General features: G+C 50.7%; 19 protein-coding genes. 4 read left to right on the forward strand and 15 right to left on the reverse strand.

What is annotated here, in order from left to right:
* The first annotated feature begins 240 nt into the window (after positions 1-240).
* The gene (locus NDA02_RS18920) at positions 241-717 is read left to right on the forward strand and encodes a thioesterase family protein (RefSeq protein WP_190793849.1); all 477 of its coding nucleotides are present in this window, start codon (positions 241-243) and stop codon (positions 715-717) included.
* 129 nt (positions 718-846) lie between these two features.
* On the opposite strand, the gene NDA02_RS18925 is transcribed toward NDA02_RS18920, so the two are convergent.
* Positions 847-1899 carry a folate-binding protein YgfZ gene (locus NDA02_RS18925; protein WP_190793848.1) on the reverse strand — a complete coding sequence of 351 codons (1053 nt, stop codon included), beginning with the start codon at positions 1897-1899 and terminating at the stop codon, positions 847-849.
* 125 nt (positions 1900-2024) lie between these two features.
* Here NDA02_RS18925 and NDA02_RS18930 point away from each other — a divergent pair, with 125 nt between their 5' ends.
* Complete coding sequence (locus NDA02_RS18930; protein WP_190793847.1) at positions 2025-2957, forward strand: SH3 domain-containing protein; 933 nt, start codon at positions 2025-2027, stop codon at positions 2955-2957.
* A gap of 9 nt (positions 2958-2966) precedes the next feature.
* Here the strand turns inward: NDA02_RS18930 and NDA02_RS18935 are convergent, their stop codons facing one another.
* The 7 genes from NDA02_RS18935 to rpmI form a co-directional block, all read right to left on the reverse strand.
* Positions 2967-3494 (reverse strand): hypothetical protein, encoded by a 528-nt coding sequence (locus NDA02_RS18935; protein ID WP_190793846.1) that lies wholly within the window; start codon positions 3492-3494, stop codon positions 2967-2969.
* Positions 3495-3547: 53 nt separating this feature from the next.
* Positions 3548-4363: a bifunctional hydroxymethylpyrimidine kinase/phosphomethylpyrimidine kinase gene (gene thiD / locus NDA02_RS18940; RefSeq protein ID WP_190793845.1), complete on the reverse strand. Its 816-nt coding sequence runs from the start codon at positions 4361-4363 to the stop codon at positions 3548-3550.
* Positions 4364-4414: 51 nt separating this feature from the next.
* Positions 4415-5467 carry an anthranilate phosphoribosyltransferase family protein gene (locus NDA02_RS18945; RefSeq protein ID WP_348255640.1) on the reverse strand — a complete coding sequence of 351 codons (1053 nt, stop codon included), beginning with the start codon at positions 5465-5467 and terminating at the stop codon, positions 4415-4417.
* Positions 5468-5523: 56 nt separating this feature from the next.
* Complete coding sequence (locus tag NDA02_RS18950) at positions 5524-6474, reverse strand: LysR family transcriptional regulator (protein WP_190793843.1); 951 nt, start codon at positions 6472-6474, stop codon at positions 5524-5526.
* A gap of 124 nt (positions 6475-6598) precedes the next feature.
* Positions 6599-7450 (reverse strand): transporter substrate-binding domain-containing protein, encoded by an 852-nt coding sequence (locus NDA02_RS18955; RefSeq protein WP_199296765.1) that lies wholly within the window; start codon positions 7448-7450, stop codon positions 6599-6601.
* A gap of 156 nt (positions 7451-7606) precedes the next feature.
* The gene (gene rplT / locus NDA02_RS18960) at positions 7607-7957 is read right to left on the reverse strand and encodes a 50S ribosomal protein L20 (RefSeq protein ID WP_190793842.1); all 351 of its coding nucleotides are present in this window, start codon (positions 7955-7957) and stop codon (positions 7607-7609) included.
* 27 nt (positions 7958-7984) lie between these two features.
* The gene (gene rpmI, locus NDA02_RS18965) at positions 7985-8182 is read right to left on the reverse strand and encodes a 50S ribosomal protein L35 (RefSeq protein WP_190793841.1); all 198 of its coding nucleotides are present in this window, start codon (positions 8180-8182) and stop codon (positions 7985-7987) included.
* Positions 8183-8409: 227 nt separating this feature from the next.
* Here rpmI and NDA02_RS18970 point away from each other — a divergent pair, with 227 nt between their 5' ends.
* The gene (locus tag NDA02_RS18970) at positions 8410-9123 is read left to right on the forward strand and encodes an NnrU family protein (RefSeq protein ID WP_190793840.1); all 714 of its coding nucleotides are present in this window, start codon (positions 8410-8412) and stop codon (positions 9121-9123) included.
* A 46-nt stretch (positions 9124-9169) separates the two neighbouring features.
* Positions 9170-9535: a thioredoxin family protein gene (locus tag NDA02_RS18975; RefSeq protein WP_190793853.1), complete on the forward strand. Its 366-nt coding sequence runs from the start codon at positions 9170-9172 to the stop codon at positions 9533-9535.
* Positions 9536-9571: 36 nt separating this feature from the next.
* Here NDA02_RS18975 and NDA02_RS18980 read toward each other — a convergent pair whose 3' ends face one another.
* The 7 genes from NDA02_RS18980 to NDA02_RS19010 all read right to left on the reverse strand — a co-directional run bounded on the left by NDA02_RS18980 (position 9572) and on the right by NDA02_RS19010 (position 15376).
* Positions 9572-11476, reverse strand: a complete 1905-nt coding sequence (locus NDA02_RS18980) for a protein kinase (RefSeq protein WP_190793839.1) — start codon at positions 11474-11476, stop codon at positions 9572-9574.
* Between the two features lie 38 nt (positions 11477-11514).
* The gene (locus NDA02_RS18985; protein ID WP_190793838.1) at positions 11515-12168 is read right to left on the reverse strand and encodes a V4R domain-containing protein; all 654 of its coding nucleotides are present in this window, start codon (positions 12166-12168) and stop codon (positions 11515-11517) included.
* Between the two features lie 59 nt (positions 12169-12227).
* Positions 12228-12716 carry a hypothetical protein gene (locus NDA02_RS18990; RefSeq protein ID WP_190793837.1) on the reverse strand — a complete coding sequence of 163 codons (489 nt, stop codon included), beginning with the start codon at positions 12714-12716 and terminating at the stop codon, positions 12228-12230.
* Positions 12717-12803: 87 nt separating this feature from the next.
* Entirely contained in the window at positions 12804-13130 is a 327-nt protein-coding gene (locus tag NDA02_RS18995; protein WP_190793836.1) for a hypothetical protein, read from the reverse strand.
* The gene (locus tag NDA02_RS19000; protein WP_190793835.1) at positions 13127-13828 is read right to left on the reverse strand and encodes a V4R domain-containing protein; all 702 of its coding nucleotides are present in this window, start codon (positions 13826-13828) and stop codon (positions 13127-13129) included. The genes NDA02_RS18995 and NDA02_RS19000 overlap by 4 nt, the downstream gene beginning before the upstream one ends.
* Positions 13829-14193: 365 nt before the next feature.
* Complete coding sequence (locus NDA02_RS19005) at positions 14194-14667, reverse strand: phycobilisome protein (RefSeq protein WP_348246766.1); 474 nt, start codon at positions 14665-14667, stop codon at positions 14194-14196.
* 223 nt (positions 14668-14890) lie between these two features.
* Entirely contained in the window at positions 14891-15376 is a 486-nt protein-coding gene (locus NDA02_RS19010) for a 2Fe-2S iron-sulfur cluster-binding protein (RefSeq protein WP_190789807.1), read from the reverse strand.
* Positions 15377-15424 lie beyond the last annotated feature (48 nt).

Consider the following 15424-nt stretch of genomic DNA (forward strand, 5'->3'; position numbering starts at 1 on the left):
CTGCTTTTTACTCGAAGTCAATAGTTTTTATCGTTTTGATAACTTTAATTTGAGCCGATCGCACTTAACGGGTGGTGCTGAAAAGCGCTGATAACAGAAGTATTTAGCAAATCGATCAGGCAACAAAGACGGCTTGAGATATTAGGAAAAGCTTATTTTGTTTCTAAGTTTTACGTTTAAACCGATGCAAAAAATATTATAAAAACAGGATGATACTCCTTAGCCTTGCCTGGTTTAACGATGCCACAGATTGATCCTTCTTCCGCTCAAGCCATTCAATCGATCGATTCTCAAACTAATCCCCAATGGTTTGACTATCCCATTCGCGTTCACCCTCATCATACTGATCATGGCGGCATTGTCTGGCACGGTTCTTATGTTGTCTGGTTAGAGGAGGCGCGGGTTGAGGCTCTGCGGTCGATTGGGATTGACTATGCAGATTGGGTTACCCTTGGCTGTGAATTGCCCGTAGTAGAGCTTTCGATCCGCTACCATCGCTCGATGCGGCTGGGAATGCAGGGAATTGTAAAAGCCAGGATGGTGCAGGCTCAGGGGGTGCGAATTTTTTGGGACTACCGTATTGAGTCACCGGATGCCCAAGAGCTGTATATCACTGCCCAGGTGACGCTGGTAGCGATCGATCGAGAGAAGGGCAAAATCATGCGCCGACTTCCTGCTCCTGTCCAGGCTGCACTGATGCAAATGAGGCGATGCTAAGCAATTCCTCCTACGGGGTAATCGAGCTGGGGACGGCTTGTGCAAGGGATGGTTTGAGGAGTCGTAGAAATGCTGCATTGCCCTCTAAATTCCCCATCAATGGAGGACTTTGAAACTCAGGTTAGGGCTTTACAGATATTCATGGCTGATAAACGGCAGCGAAGCCAGTTGTCCTTTTGCCTCACCAACCTGTACCACTAAATCGGGAGCGATTGCCTTGGTACGAATGTAGGCGAGTCCAAAAAAACCGTTCTCGGTTGGGGTGCAGCTTGTTAGCTTGCCAATTTTTTCAGCATCAACAGTAATTGGGGTATCAATTTCAGCCGATCGATCGAGCTGGATGCCCCAGAGCTGCTGTTTTACGCCTTTATAGGTGTGAAGGCGGGCGATCGTCTCCTGTCCGATGTAACAGCCCTTGCTGAGGGAAATCGTTTGCCAGAGTCCGGCTTCGAGGGGGTTATAGTCGTCGGTGAGTTCCTGACCGGGAACAGGTCGCCCCTGAAGGATTCTGAGCTGCTGCCAGACTTGTTCACCCATGGGAACTGCTCCTGCTTCTGCCAGGGTTTGCCACAGATTTGCTGCCTGATCTACCTCTGCAATCAGCGTATATCCGGCTAGGGCGAGTCCGCTACCGACTGCTATTCTTACCGGTTGCCCACCGATCGCAGCTTGAACATGATTGCCCAACGGCTGATCGACGATTGCCCCTGCGCCCAATTTTTCTAAAACCTGGCTGCTCTCGGAACCAATTAGGCTGAAAACGCTTTGAGTTGCGGTCAAATCTTTTAGCTCTACTTTGTCCGCAAAAAAGATATAGCGATCCATCCAGGCAATCAGTTTCTCGCTGTAGCCGGGAGAAGCCAGCAGCAGCACGCTATCTTCCATAGCATAGGCACTGACCAAGTCGATTGTCCGGGCTGTTGAAGTGACAAATACCGTGTCGCAACCCTGCCCCGGATTAAGCGTCTGAAAATTGTTGGTCGTTTGGTTATGGAGAAACCGCAGCCGATCGTCTCCTGTCACCCTAATTTTGCCCCAGTGAGATCGATCGTAAAGTGCCACACCAGACTGAGCCGCCTGAAATGCCTGGGCATCGTTGCCAAAGCGAGCAGGAATTTCTACCCCGGCAAGAGTAGTAAAGGTTGCGCCTGCGGCTTGCTGGAGGTCGTGAAGCTGAGTCATGGGTGTCTTTCGCCTGTGCCTTGTTCATCCTTACTTCTCATCATACTGAGCTGCTGTGCTGAAACTGTCGCGTCGCTTTTGTAGTCACTCTTTTCAGACTTAATCAAATTGCTAGAGTAGTCTCTATGAAGCCGCAGCATCTATTTGTCTGGTTTATTGTGCTCAGTTCCTCGATCATAGGTGGCACGCTTGCTCTGGTGAATCACGATCGCCTCAGGTTGCCAATCGATCCCCCTGCCCTGAATAGGCAAAGCAACCGTTCTACCTCTTCATGGCAAAGCCAGCTAAGCCAGAATTCAGCGAGTCAGTTACCTTCTAGCCAACCTGTCAGCCCATATCAACCCGTCGCCCCGGATAGTCTGACGGCTTCGACCTCAGTTGCTCCCCGCCAGCCGATCGTCTTGCGCGATGAAGTTCCTCCTGGCAGTGCGTTTGACCAGTTTCGATCGCAGTTTCGACAGGCAGTTCGCGATCGGAATGTAGCGTTTGTGAAAGGATTGATTCCGGCTGAGGGTCTTTCGATCGGCTTTGGGACACCCCGATCGGCTGAGCAGCTAGAGCTAGAGAATCCGAGTTCGCGATTTTGGGGAGTTTTAGAAAAATCGATTAGTCGGGGATGCGCGGCAGCCAGGCGATCGGATTATCCAACTGTCGATGCCAATTCTGAAGTCTGGATTTGCTCGAACGTAACAGCGGCTTTTAATCAGCAGTATCCCAATCCTGGAACCGAACCGGGAGTTGGCTATGAAATCAGTCGGGTGATTGTCGTGGGAAATCGGGTCAATGTTCGTGCCCAGCCCGTGGTAAATAGCGCGATCGTCGGAGTGCTGAGCAATGAGGTCGTGCAGTTCGATCAGCAAGCCTGGGAAGATTTTCCGCCAGAACAGCGCGAAGCAAAACTGCTGCACCCGATCGACGGCTGGACTCCTGCAATTCTGCCCGATGGACAGAAGGGCTTTGTGTTTAACCGCTATGCTTATCGACCGCTTGGCGAACGTCTTATTTTAGGGCAAGTGAACGGTGCATGGAAAATTCTCTATGTTCCTGCTGGGGATTAGTGCAAACCCTCAAACTTCCTGCTCGGTTGGGGTAACCGCACCGGGAAGACTGCCGAAAATTTGACCGACAATTCGCTTTGCTTTTTCGTCTAGCTGCTGCCAGTCTACGTCCCCTGTTTCGTCAATCAGAGTCGTATCCACTTCAACCTTTAGATCGCGATCGAGCGCATTGAGTACTGGACTGTAGTTGCGAAAGCAGATTTGATAGCATAGCTCCCACAGGTCGATCGTGATGCGCTGACCGTTTTTCTCTAAACAGAGCAGATAGCCGGGATGAGGCTTCGGAAGGCGATCGAGAACGGCGTGAATTTCTTCTGCTTCTTCGGGGCTTGCGGTGGCAAGTTGCTGCTGAAGCTCAACAACCTGTGCCTTGATTGCTTCAGACACATCGGCTGACCAGACCTGCACATCTTCATAAGTGCCTTTCCAGCTAGACTCGTCAAGCTGCTTGCGAATATTGTCGATAATACGGATAAAAACAGGCTGCATCAGCAGTTCTGCCTGCTGCCATGCCAGCGTATTTGCAAATTTGGGCATTCTTTCGCCACTCCTTCGCTTGAATGCTGCCTATCTTGCATCATAGCGATACCTTAACGGTTTACCTCTAGCAGGGGGAAGAAGTGTCCTACGGGTCCCTGTCCCTGTCCGATTCGCAGTGAGTAGTGAAGCGCATGGGTGACGTAGGTTTTTGCCGCCCGGGTCGCAGTAAGAGCATCCTTTCCCTGCGCCAAATTTGCCGCGATCGCTGCTGCCAAAGTACAGCCCGTACCGTGAGTATCGTTTGTGTTTACCGTTTCTGTGCGGAGGACTTCCATCCGATCGCCATCAAACCAAACATCAACGCCGCGCAGTTCTCCCTGCATTCCGCCGCCTTTTACCAGCACCGCTTTTGCACCCAGCGATCGGATTTTTTCAGCCGCCGCCTGCATGGTGTTGAGCGAATCAATTTCTAAACCGCTCAGCATTTGTGCCTCGTAGCGATTGGGCGTGAGGATTGTGGCTAAGGGAACGAGTCGATCGCGCAGGGTTGAAACTGCTGCGTCATCGATCAACTGCGCCCCGGTGCGTGACACCATCACCGGATCGATTACCAGATTGGGCAGCGCTAGCTCAACGGCGCGATCGGCAACCGTGGCAATAATTGCCTGATTCAGCAACATTCCGGTTTTTACTGCCTGCACGCCAATGTCTTGAACAACTGCCTCAATCTGTGCCGCGATTGCTTCTGGCGGTAGAGCATCGACTCGCGTAACGCCGATCGTGTTTTGGGCAGTAATGCAAGTGAGGGCACTGGTTCCATGCACTCGATGAAAGGCAAACGTGCGGAGGTCTGCCTGAATCCCGGCTCCGCCACCGCTATCGGAACCTGCGATCGTCAGGGCGATCGGAACAAAAGGCTGAATCATGATGCGTGAACGTCGATTGTCTGTGAAATGCAAGATACTAGTGTATCGTTCTCAGACCCGCTCCAAACTTTCACGCAACTCCTGAAGAAATTGCAGCACTTTGCCGCTCAACAGCAGCCGTCTTGCTTCCTCCAGTCCGATCGCCAGATCAGGACACAATCCAGACTGCCAGAGATAAAAGCCGCCGTTCCAAACCGTTGATTTCAGCAGCTCGCTGGGTTCGCCGTGCAGCACTGTTTTCAGTTGGTCGATGTACTGCGCTTCGTCTTTCAGAGGCACTTCGGCGGCATCAAAACCATAGTCTCGCGGGTGCAGCAGGAGCCGATTGAGTTCTGTCCCGCTTTCCGGTGTGTGAATGCCGATAATGCAGGTGCGCTCACGGGGCAGGTCACAGCTTCCTTCTAGTCCTTTCATGGTCATAAAGCGATCAGTTCCGCGTAGGGCAAACGCCGATCGCGCCATTTCTTCGGTTGGAGGATGCACAAAGCCAGACACCAGCCTCGACTCTCCCTGATAGGGACACCAGAATAGCTCCAGCGTGGCAAAAGGCGGACGCTTGCCGATTTCTTCCCGATAGGGCACGAGTCCTTCTGCCAGGGGAAAATGGGTTGGTAGATAAACAAATCCCACCCGCGTCTGCTCAAATACCTGCTGGACTTGCATCAGCGAAAGGGTAGACCAATCAATTCCCAACCCCTGCCAAATCTCAATCAGCGGAATCCCCTCTTTGGTAGGCATGCGTCTGCCGCCGTGCATCACGACCGGACAGCCTACCGTTGCCAGCATCAGCGCAACCAGTGGACTGACCGGCGAAGTACGCGATCGTCCGTCATACGGAATGCTCATTACCAAGGTTGGAACGGTCGCGGCGATCGGCGTTAGTTTCGGTCCTAGTTCGTCATAGGCATCCAGCATTCCCGCCAGTTCTTCCCCGGTTGGACGCTTGATGCGGTGGGCAATCATAAATGCGCCAATCTGAGCGGGGGTAGCTTCTTGAGTCAACATCATACGTGTGGCAGCGGCTGCCTCAGTCCGGGTCAAATCCTCGCTCGTGTGCGGTCCACTGCCCACTTTACGGAGCAGATTACGAAATGCTTCACTCATGGGCGGTCGGGTTGTTTGCGATCGGGTTAGCAGGTCAGGAGATTCAGGTCAGGAGGTTAAAGAGGCCATCGGGAGCCAAGCAGGTCATTCGGAGTCGATGGCAGCAGCAGGCGCGGCACTGCCACAAGCTGATGTACCAGTTCGCGAAATCGCTGAATCGGAGGGATTTCCAGACGATCCTGGGTGGTGACCAGCACTACTTCGCGGCTAATGATCGGCTCGTCGGTTGGGCGAATTGCCAGCGTCGGATCACTCTTCATCTCCGATAGCGCGGACTGAGGCAGCAGGGCAACCAGATTTCCCTGTCGCACCATACCGCGAAAACCATCCAGCGTATTTAGTTCGATCGCTGGCTGCAACGAAAGCCCCGATCGCTGAAACTGCTCTTGCACCAATCGCTGCATTCCGTATCCGTCCTTAAACACCACCTGCGGATAGCAAGACAATTCGGCCCACGGAATTCGATCGTACTGCGTGAGGGGGTGACTAGACGAGATCAGAACCGCGATCGGCTCCTGAAACAGAGAGTCCACCACAATTTCTGCGCTAGAGGTGAGAAAGCGGTTGTTCATCACGATCGCCAGATCCACCAAGCCATCTTTCAGCACCTTTAGGGCACGATCGCTGCCCAACGAAGTGACGCGAAGCTGCACCTCTGGATAATCCTGACAGAACTGCTGAAGCACAGGCGGCAGGAAGTACGCAGAAACCGAGTGTATCGACGCTACACAAAGTTCCGGCTGCTTGCCTGCTACCAAATCCGCCAACTCCGTCGTTGCGTTCTGCCATTCCTGACAGATTTTACGAGCACGCGGCAAAAAACGTTCTCCGGCGATCGTCAGCTTTGCCTGAGAGGCGCGATGAAACAGGGGTAGCCCCAGCTCTGCTTCTAATGCCTGAATTTGCCGACTAATCGTGGACTGCGTCACTTGACAGCGACGGGTTGCCTGCTGAAAACTACCCGCTTCCGCCACTGCCAAAAATGCTTGCAACTGTTCCAGCCGCATAATATCTCAACGTAGAGAATCCCGAAATAGAAGATCGATCGCTTCCTGTTCTCCGGTATCGCTACGTTAAGGGAATTGGGAGCGTGTCTTAGTATCGCAAACTACGATATTGGCTGTAAAACGGTCAGAATTCAGATGTTTGTCTCACCTCAGGAATACCGTCTTCGGGTAAACCCCAAAACAACACTCGCTGCTGCAACGTTCCAGACTCTTGCCACTGCTCGATCGCTGTATTCACCTGCTGCCGCAAAGCGGCAAACTGCTGTCCTCTTGGCATTCCAACGGCAAGCGCATCAGCAGAAATCAGATTTGGCAACAGGCGATCGTCTGGGAATTCTTGCACCCAGCCTGCTAGCACCGTCGCGTCTGCTGCAAATGCGGCTACCTCATCTGTCTGCAACACTGCCTTTGCTTCCTGGTATGAATTGATGCCCCGTAGCTGCACGTTGGGGATGAGCGATCGAACCGTTGATATCGTATCTGACCCATTTAGCACTGCAATTTGCTGTCCGCTCAAATCCCGCAGTGATTGAACTGCCTCACTTCGCGTCACAAAACCGGTGCCGTCAATAAAGTAAGGCAAGCTAAAATCCACCAATCGAGCGCGGGCATCCGTAACGCTGAGTCGGGCGATGACTAAATCCGCTTGATCTTCGAGCAGGCTACTGATTCGATCGCGGTTCGCAACGGGCAAAAACTGTACTGCATTCGCATCCCCTAGCAAAGCCTGAGCCAGCCAGCGTGCCAGGTCAATTTCAAACCCCTGAACTTGTCCGCCATTGCTAATAAACCCCAGGGGACGCAAATTGTCTTTGACTGCCACTACCAAATAGCCGCGCTGCCGAATTTCAGCCAACGTCGCTGCGGCTCCCGGTTCCACAAATCCACAGACAAACCCGATCGCCCATCCACCCAATAGCAAACTCATAGACAGAAAACGATTGAGGCGATCGAATCTCTTCCGCAGAAGCTTCATGCAGCGAACTAGTTAAGGTAAATAGAAGTTGAGGTAAACAATTTTTGTCTACTTAAAACAATTCGCCTCAGCAATCACTTGCTCAGGCAAATTTGAACTCGGTTTCATAACCGACAGTTAAGCTGTATTAGGGCAAGCGTCAAAGAACAGCAGACGTTAAGCCTGGGTGACTACCTCAACTACTTTGCCAAACCCAGCCGGGTCAAGCACTGCCATTTGTGCCAGCATCTTGCGGTTAATTTGCACCTCTGCTTTCTTCAGTCCGCCCATCAATTTGCTGTAGCTGATGCCATGCTGCCGTGCGGCGGCGTTAATGCGAACGATCCACAGACGACGAAAATCGCGCTTACGGCGGCGACGATCGCGATAGGCATTTCGCAGTGCCTTCATCACGACCTGATTGGCCGTGCGGAACAGCCGAGAGTGAGACCCCCGGAAGCCCTTCGCTAATTTGAGAATCTTTTTGCGGCGTTTGCGAGCGACATTGCCGCGCTTAACCCGTGTCATATAACTTTACTTCTCCTGGACTTCAATTTACGAATAAGGCAGCATCAGTTCAACGTTTTCAGCATCCCGCTCGTTCACGACCGCTAATCCGGTGATTCGACGCTTGCGCTCGGCGGACTTGTGCTGGAGCAGGTGATTTTTAAAAGCCTTGCGGCGCATTAACTTACCGCTACCGCTACGCTGGAACCGCTTGGCGGCGGCTTTACGAGTCTTAAGTTTGGGCATGGCTCGCCTACTGGTTTAGCTGATTTGACACAGTCTACAATCTTACTATCAGAAAGCCCTAAAGTGCAACTTTCCCGCCAAGGAAAATCCGGCGGAAAAGTCGCGATCGATCGTCAGGTTTTCCCATTTACAGCAAGCACCCTCTCGGTCTAAAGTCCTGATCTAGGGCTGCAATATTTTTTAACGAATTCTTTTATTGCTTCTTTATTACTGGGTGGATACAGGTTATGGGTGAAGGATGGCTGACTGCAAGCCACGGAATCATGTTCGGGCTGCTGCTGGGTTTTGCGATCGTGCATAGCGGGCTGGCGGCACTGCGCCCTAAAGGCGAAAAGCTGATTGGGGCACGGCTCTATCGGGTTATGTTTGCCTTGGTAAGTTTGCCCTATGCCGTGGTTCTGATTGTGTATTTTATTAGTCATCGCTATGACGGGGTGCGCCTGTGGAATGTTCAGGGCAATGGAACCGTTGAGGCGATCGTCTGGATACTGTCTGCTATTTCGTTTTTGTTTCTTTATCCGGCAACCTTTAATTTGCTGGAAGTGGCTGCAATTCAAAAGCCTCAAGTACATCTTTACGAAACGGGCATTATTCGGATTACCCGTCACCCGCAGATGGTGGGGCAGGTAATTTGGTGTATTGCCCATACGCTATGGGTCGGAACCAGCTTTATGATTGTGACTTCGCTGGGGCTGATTCTGCATCACCTGTTTGCTGTGTGGCACGGCGATCGACGGCTCAAAGTTCGCTATGGAGAAGCATTTGATGTGGTAAGAGCAAGAACTTCCGTGATTCCGTTCCTGGCAATCTTGCAGGGGCGGCAAACATTTCATCTGAAAGAAATGCTGCGTCCTGCCTACATCGGAGTGACCCTATTCGTACTGATCTTTTGGTGGATTCACCCTATTTTGATTCGCGCAACGAGTAACGTAGGCTGGTAGCATGATCCCAAAGGCTCATGGAACGAACAATTAGAAAATGGGCAACATGATGCTAACGGTAAATCAGTTGACATTCGATCAGGAAGTCTTGGGTTCGGCTACGCCTGTGCTGGTAAACTTTTGGGCACCCTGGTGCGGAGTCTGTCGGATGATTGATCCGCTACTGCTTGAACTCCAGAAAGATTGGGACGGGCAAATCAAACTAGTCAGTATCAACGCAGACGACAATCTTAAGTTATCAAACACCTATAAACTCAAAACTTTACCGACGGTGCTGCTCTTCAATAAACAGCAGGTTCTTTGCCGAATCGATCGCTTCCACAATCGCAGCGATTTTCGTGAAGCCTCAGCAATGCTGCAAGTTGCACTATCCGAAGTTCTGCCCCATCGCTCTTATTCCGCCTCGGTTTAGAGCGATTCTGATTTCAAGCTACTTTTTAAGCTCAAACTAGAAAATCAGGTCAACGTCAACGTCTTTGAGATTCACGGTATAGAGGCTGCCCTGTGAGCCGTTCCAGGTAGCGATCGCCACTTGGTGCTGCTCCAGGGCAGTTATTGCTGTAATCGGTTCGGGCGCGATGAGACAGCCCACTTTTTGCCCTTCTACGTCAAGCAAAACGATTTTTCCTTCCTGATCTGACAGCAGATACCCCCAGGGAGCCGTTGCCAGAAAAATGGGGGTAATATCAACGCTAATTCTCAGGATGCGGTAGGGCTTGAGGTCAAGCAGTGCCACAAGACCAGGGTTGTCCCGATCGACCGCTAGCAAACGATAAGGCTTGGAAGTCACCAGGGTAGCTCCCAGGCGGAGGGGCAGCATTAATGCTCCAATGCGAAGCCCTCTCCGGCAGAAAATTTGGACTTCTGTACCGTGGCTCAGCTCCTCAGCTTTCTGTGAGGATTTGACGGTCAATCCGCCTTGGTCGCCGTCGCTGTCAATATCGGTCAAGATTGCAACGTGATGGGCATCGAGTGCAAAGATGCGACTGGAACGCGTCGATCGCCCAGGCAGGGAAATCGGCATTGGGTCAGAGACGATCTGCATTTGGGTTGCCACCTGAGACAAACGCTCAAAGCAGAGATAGGGTTCGCCGTGTGAGTTGGGGGCAAGCACTGCAAGCCAGCGTCCTTTTGCTTCGAGCACCACCTGGCTAAACGGCAGCAGGCTTCTGATTTGCTGAGGGATTAAGGTAGCTGCCTGCACCTCTGGGCAGATGAGGTAAAGAGCCTTTTCTGCAACTACAAAGCAGCCTTGAGGACGACAAGCTAACTGGATAATTGGAGAGGGTAGTCGCGCAAGCTGCCAAAGCTTTGAGCAAGGAATGTAGGTCGTCGGCAACGGGTCTGCTCCCTGATAGGCTTGAAAAGCGGCTTGTTGATTGCTACCTCGAAACACATAGGTCTGGAGCTGATTTGCCGTCGCGCAGAGCGCAGTGACAGGGGAGCGCAACGTTTCTTGAGATTGAGCATGAAACGCTGTAGAACAAGGCAACGTTACTGGTTTAAGCAAAGGCAGGACTGCTGTTGAATCGAGCAAATCAGCGGCACGAGCGATCGAGAGAATGGCTTCTCGCATTTCCTGTGCCGATCGAAATCGCCGCGCCGAAAGCTTTTGCAGCGCAGTGACAAGAATTGGCTTCCAAACTTCGGGAAAAGACGCTGGAAAAGTGACCGGATGATTCAGGTGGGCGGTCATTAACTCAGCAGGAGTTCCCGAAAAAGGGCGATGACCCACCAGCAGTTCGTACAGCAACACTCCAACTGCATACAGGTCAGAAATAGGAGAAAACTGACCATAAAACCGTTCTGGAGCCATGTAAGCAGGCGAACCGCTATTGGTATTGCTCAGGCGATGATCGTCTAATTCTTGATTGAGACGGGCAATGCCAAAATCAGAAATGCGGGCTGTCCAGCCGATCGAGGTTACGTTGAGCAGGATATTTTCCGGTTTGATGTCGCAGTGAACAATCTGCCGAGCATGAGCGTGTTCCAGCCCTGCCAGAATATCGATCACCAGCTTTAGGCTCTGGGAAAAGCTGAGTCCGCCCTCTTCTGCAATCAAGCTTCTGAGTGTGCCGCCTTCGCAGTAGTCCATGACCAGGTAGCGTCCGGTCGCGGTATGCTCAACTGCCTGAAACATCACAATGTTAGGGTGCTGGAGGCTAAGTAGAAAGCGGAGTTCCCGTAAAAATTTAGCTGTGGGAAAGCGATGGCGATCGAGGTCTTTTAGCGCAGCAAGCTGCCCGGTCTGCCGATGGGCGCCACAAAACACACGCCCAAACTGTCCTTGCCCAACCAGACCGAGAAGACGATATTTTGAACGTTTTGGTTCACTTTCTAGAGGTTTTGCCACGTGCGCTCACCCTCAGCAAAACATCTCACCCCAAAGCTCTACTGGCAAAGCTGCTGCATAATTGTATCGTGGTCGAAGTTAGTCACCATTGTTTCGGCTGGCTCAATCCGCTTTGACAAACCTAGAACAAAGCGATTACAGTCCGCGCCTAGAGATTCACAGCTTGTTTGGATACAGTGTAGCTCCCTGCCCGACAATTGACTGAAAAAGCTTGATAAAACGCCCGCCTCTAAAAAACAAACCGGATACTCCCACTGAGGTGCAAGACGAACAAAGGGAGAGTTCCAAATTTTAATGATCAAGAAGCCGCGACTTTGATAAGTCTGGTCGAGTTCAAGCCTGCCCCAGCCATGGGTAATCCAGCACTGCTGCAGACAGCGCAGAAATTCAGCCATTGGCAGATTCGCTGCTGAAGTTTCGTAGTAGTGACTGAGCTGCTCCCAGAAACGGGTGTAAAAGCTTTTGCCCCACCAGCGACCGCAGTTAAACAGGACGAGACGAGCTGCCTGTCCAGTTTCTTTTTCGAGTCCAGAATAGATGGCTTGCAGCAGAGTTTCAGGTAGAGCAAGTAGCCGATCGCCCTGACGGTTTTGGAGCAGCCCCAGTTCTAATTCACTACGGACATACACATCTGGCGCGAAATAGTTACCTGGAACGGGAGCATTGCTGATTAAATCTGCAACAGAAATCATAGGGATGAAGTTAGGGGAGGGGGAGAGAGAAGCAATTGGCGAATTAAGGGCAAAAAGAATTAGCCGAGCAGACCACCGCTGAGCAAAGCGGTTTCAGGCTGTTGAGCTTGAGCCAGCAGCAGCATTGGCCTGAGCAGATTCATTGCCTTGCTGTCTAAGGTTTGAGTTAGCCTTAGATTCAGGTAGTGATAAAGGGTCGCGTCAATCGCTTCAGTGTTGTAAATGTGGCTCATTTCACTGAACCAGGTAACATATCGATCACACACAATCCGATCGTCGTTCATCAGCATTCCCATCGCGCAGTAGCGCAGCATCAGCACTGCATTTTTAATACTGCGTTCTAAAAGCTCAGTTTTTTCTTGGGGCATGGCCGCCTGAAGCTGATCCGCAACCCACTGCATAATGTCGATTTCACGATCGCGCAGCATTCGGTAAATTTGAAGGCGATCGGGTAGAGAACCAACATACTGGTTCAGGAGCTTCAGTTCTTCTGGCTTAAGGAAGCGGTTTTCTGCGTTATCAAAAATGGATTCAAGAAAAGAATTCATAAGCAGAGGATGAAGGGCAAAAGGAACGGCTGCAAACAGAGTTTAGATCCAGATCAAATTAGATTTCGGATCAGATTTAGATTCAGATCAAAACAAATCAGAAAAATCATCAAGCGTAAACGACTCAACAGAGGCAGGAAAAAGGGAGTCTTCCAGGGTTGTGGTGCAATGCGGTTCTCCTTGTAAATGAAGCAGGCTGCCTTCCCAGTTGATGGTGCTAAAGAACTGGCTGACCGTCAGCATTAAACTGGCAGCAGGATCATCATCCGACCCAGAAGATATCTGAAATTTATGCAGCTCCGGGGGTTGATTGTCCCAGTTGAAGTGGCTGAAGAACTGCTGGACAGACTGCTGCATCCAGGAATGATTTGAATGGGCTGAACCGTTGGGCAAGGAAAAGAGTGCATTGGTCATCGCAGCACCTCCCCGGCTTTTAGCCGTTTCTCAATATCTTTTGCGGTTGCGCCCTCGTTTAACCAAAATGTCGCTGCATCAATTCGCTCCTGTCCGCCGAGCAAGAATTTGCAGTAGGTTTCGCCCATTGAGTAGCACTGAATTTCGATGCAGCTTAGCTGTTTTCTAACTAACTCCGTGAAAAATCCGGCAAAGAGACCTGCGTAAAGATGACAGACAGGCTTCCCCACATCGCCAAGCGTTCGAGCAACGGCTGAATCGAAAATGTTAATAAACATAAAGCCCTGCTTTCGATCGCCCATATCCACTTCCCAGCGTCCCCACCCCTGCGATACAAAGGGCCACCACCAGGTTTCTAGCAGAAACAGCAGATTCGTTTGACGCATTCCACAATCGAACTCCTTTTCAAACCATTTCTCAAAGAAGAAAGCGTCTTTCTGACCCCACTCACAGCCGATCGTGTACATGGTAACGGCAGAGGCATCGCCCACTTCTTCTTCTAGCCCCTCGACCAAGCCAATAATAAAATCTTCAGTCGTTAAGATATTGTGGCTACCATTCCAATCGACGATCGTCCCTTTATCAGGGTCGAAGTGAAAAAAGTCACGAAAGCCGTAGTGGTTATGCTTTTTGGGATGTTTCTGCCGGGCAGGATTCGATGATTCTGTTAAGGTTGCTGCGGTTTTTGCGGTAATCATAATTGTTTGGGTTTAACGGTCTTGGATTAAGCAGGGTATTTCGATGTCTGCTGAGGGCTGTAAAAATTGTTTGATTTGATAAAAAGCTGCGGATTGAGGAGCGAATGGCAGAAAGCCCAGCTTCACTAAAGAACTTGAAAAAATAGCCTTACCCATCCGGGTTTGTTACGGAGCTTTACGAGCTCTTTTCACAGTTTCTAACCGTAGAAAGCAAGATTTTACTGAACGCAAATTTGAAAATTAAGTTTGTGAGGAGTGACCTCTTTAAAGGTTAAGCAGGTTAAAGGTTAAACAGAAAGAAACTAGCTTTTGCTCTGCTGTCTAAGCGATCGCTCAAGAGCCATGAGCGCGAGGCGATTTGCGGTTTAATTTACTGACCCTAAGGATTGGCGAGCGAGTTCGAGAATCGGGCAAAGTCGATCGGCTTGTTGAGCGGAAAGCTGCCGCTTAAAGACCTCTTGCATTAACTGATAAGTGACGCGACAGCTTTGCTGTGCCCCAAAAGCACGCATAATCTGAGGCCAGGATGAAAATTGCTCTTGCAGCGTCTCCAGGTCATTAAACAGCATTGCGACTGCGCTATAGCGTAGCGTTCTTAGAGTGTCTTGTTTCCATTTGCTTGTAACATCTTCTGCGCCGTAATAGAAAAGTTTTGGGTCGATCAATTGCATTTTTGCATGGGTTTGCTGAACGATCGTAACTTCTATCTCTTGTAGTTTTTGATAGGTTTGCAGGCGTCGTAGATAGGACTTAACGTACTCTGCAATAAACAAAAGTTCAGCATCGGTTGCATAGCGACCTTCCACGTCTCGACTCAAGCAATTGAGTTGACTCAGCATCTATACCTCCTGATCTATACCTCCTACGAAAGGAACCTGTTTCTCAGTTTGCCCACTTTGAGAATTCAGATAACAAAAGGAGAACCTGCTGCTAGGTGACGGTTGAAGGCGAGGACTCAGACAGGGGAATGTTAATGCAGAGCAGTTTCACCCCAAAGTCTTACCCTTAAGAATGTGCATCAATGATCTGCAAATCCAGCATTTTAGGTTTGAGGATTTTGAGTTAGCTGTTGCTGCTGTGGGTAAAGAAGTCTGTATAGTTAAAGCTTGTGGTTGCTTCAATCTGTTTAAGCACTGAGCGAGTAATCAGCTTTCCTGCCTCAACCAGAATGTGCCCTGTCACGGGATGCAGCAGGTTTTGCTCTGCGCGTCGCCCAATGAGAGCCTCGATATCTTGAATCGAGTTAATGTACATTCCGGGGGGCAGTTCGACGACAACTCCATTTGCCAGGACTCGTGCCTGACAGGCGAGACGCGAATTCGTTTTGCAGGACGTAATCACTTCCAGCGTGCGCTGTTCTCGGCGATTAATGGGCGACAGTCCAGACATCCCATCTTTTACATAGATGTGGCAAGTCGCGCACATTCCGCGTCCGCCGCACTCCTTCAGCACATCTAAGTCTTTCTTCAGCAGCACCGAGAGTAGATTGCCATTGGTTTCGATCGCCGTCTCCTGCGCGATCGGTTCCAGTCGAACGATTTTCACCATAGATTAAAACTGCTCCAGAGCATAGGAATGAAAGACAAGGAAAACGGC

Source organism: Leptolyngbya sp. ST-U4, from assembly GCF_039962215.1.
Classification (GTDB): Bacteria; Cyanobacteriota; Cyanobacteriia; order Elainellales; family Elainellaceae; genus Leptolyngbya_A.

What these genes read in the sequence shown, in the direction of transcription:
- NDA02_RS18920 (WP_190793849.1), top strand. Translation starts at nt 241, where the DNA reads ATGCCACAGATTGATCCTTCTTCCGCTCAAGCCATTCAATCGATCGAT.
- NDA02_RS18925 (WP_190793848.1), bottom strand. Translation starts at nt 1,899, where the DNA reads ATGACTCAGCTTCACGACCTCCAGCAAGCCGCAGGCGCAACCTTTACT.
- NDA02_RS18930 (WP_190793847.1), top strand. Translation starts at nt 2,025, where the DNA reads ATGAAGCCGCAGCATCTATTTGTCTGGTTTATTGTGCTCAGTTCCTCG.
- NDA02_RS18935 (WP_190793846.1), bottom strand. Translation starts at nt 3,494, where the DNA reads ATGCCCAAATTTGCAAATACGCTGGCATGGCAGCAGGCAGAACTGCTG.
- thiD (WP_190793845.1), bottom strand. Translation starts at nt 4,363, where the DNA reads ATGATTCAGCCTTTTGTTCCGATCGCCCTGACGATCGCAGGTTCCGAT.
- NDA02_RS18945 (WP_348255640.1), bottom strand. Translation starts at nt 5,467, where the DNA reads ATGAGTGAAGCATTTCGTAATCTGCTCCGTAAAGTGGGCAGTGGACCG.
- NDA02_RS18950 (WP_190793843.1), bottom strand. Translation starts at nt 6,474, where the DNA reads ATGCGGCTGGAACAGTTGCAAGCATTTTTGGCAGTGGCGGAAGCGGGT.
- NDA02_RS18955 (WP_199296765.1), bottom strand. Translation starts at nt 7,450, where the DNA reads ATGAAGCTTCTGCGGAAGAGATTCGATCGCCTCAATCGTTTTCTGTCT.
- rplT (WP_190793842.1), bottom strand. Translation starts at nt 7,957, where the DNA reads ATGACACGGGTTAAGCGCGGCAATGTCGCTCGCAAACGCCGCAAAAAG.
- rpmI (WP_190793841.1), bottom strand. Translation starts at nt 8,182, where the DNA reads ATGCCCAAACTTAAGACTCGTAAAGCCGCCGCCAAGCGGTTCCAGCGT.
- NDA02_RS18970 (WP_190793840.1), top strand. Translation starts at nt 8,410, where the DNA reads ATGGGTGAAGGATGGCTGACTGCAAGCCACGGAATCATGTTCGGGCTG.
- NDA02_RS18975 (WP_190793853.1), top strand. Translation starts at nt 9,170, where the DNA reads ATGATGCTAACGGTAAATCAGTTGACATTCGATCAGGAAGTCTTGGGT.
- NDA02_RS18985 (WP_190793838.1), bottom strand. Translation starts at nt 12,168, where the DNA reads ATGATTTCTGTTGCAGATTTAATCAGCAATGCTCCCGTTCCAGGTAAC.
- NDA02_RS18990 (WP_190793837.1), bottom strand. Translation starts at nt 12,716, where the DNA reads ATGAATTCTTTTCTTGAATCCATTTTTGATAACGCAGAAAACCGCTTC.
- NDA02_RS18995 (WP_190793836.1), bottom strand. Translation starts at nt 13,130, where the DNA reads ATGACCAATGCACTCTTTTCCTTGCCCAACGGTTCAGCCCATTCAAAT.
- NDA02_RS19000 (WP_190793835.1), bottom strand. Translation starts at nt 13,828, where the DNA reads ATGATTACCGCAAAAACCGCAGCAACCTTAACAGAATCATCGAATCCT.
- NDA02_RS19005 (WP_348246766.1), bottom strand. Translation starts at nt 14,667, where the DNA reads ATGCTGAGTCAACTCAATTGCTTGAGTCGAGACGTGGAAGGTCGCTAT.
- NDA02_RS19010 (WP_190789807.1), bottom strand. Translation starts at nt 15,376, where the DNA reads ATGGTGAAAATCGTTCGACTGGAACCGATCGCGCAGGAGACGGCGATC.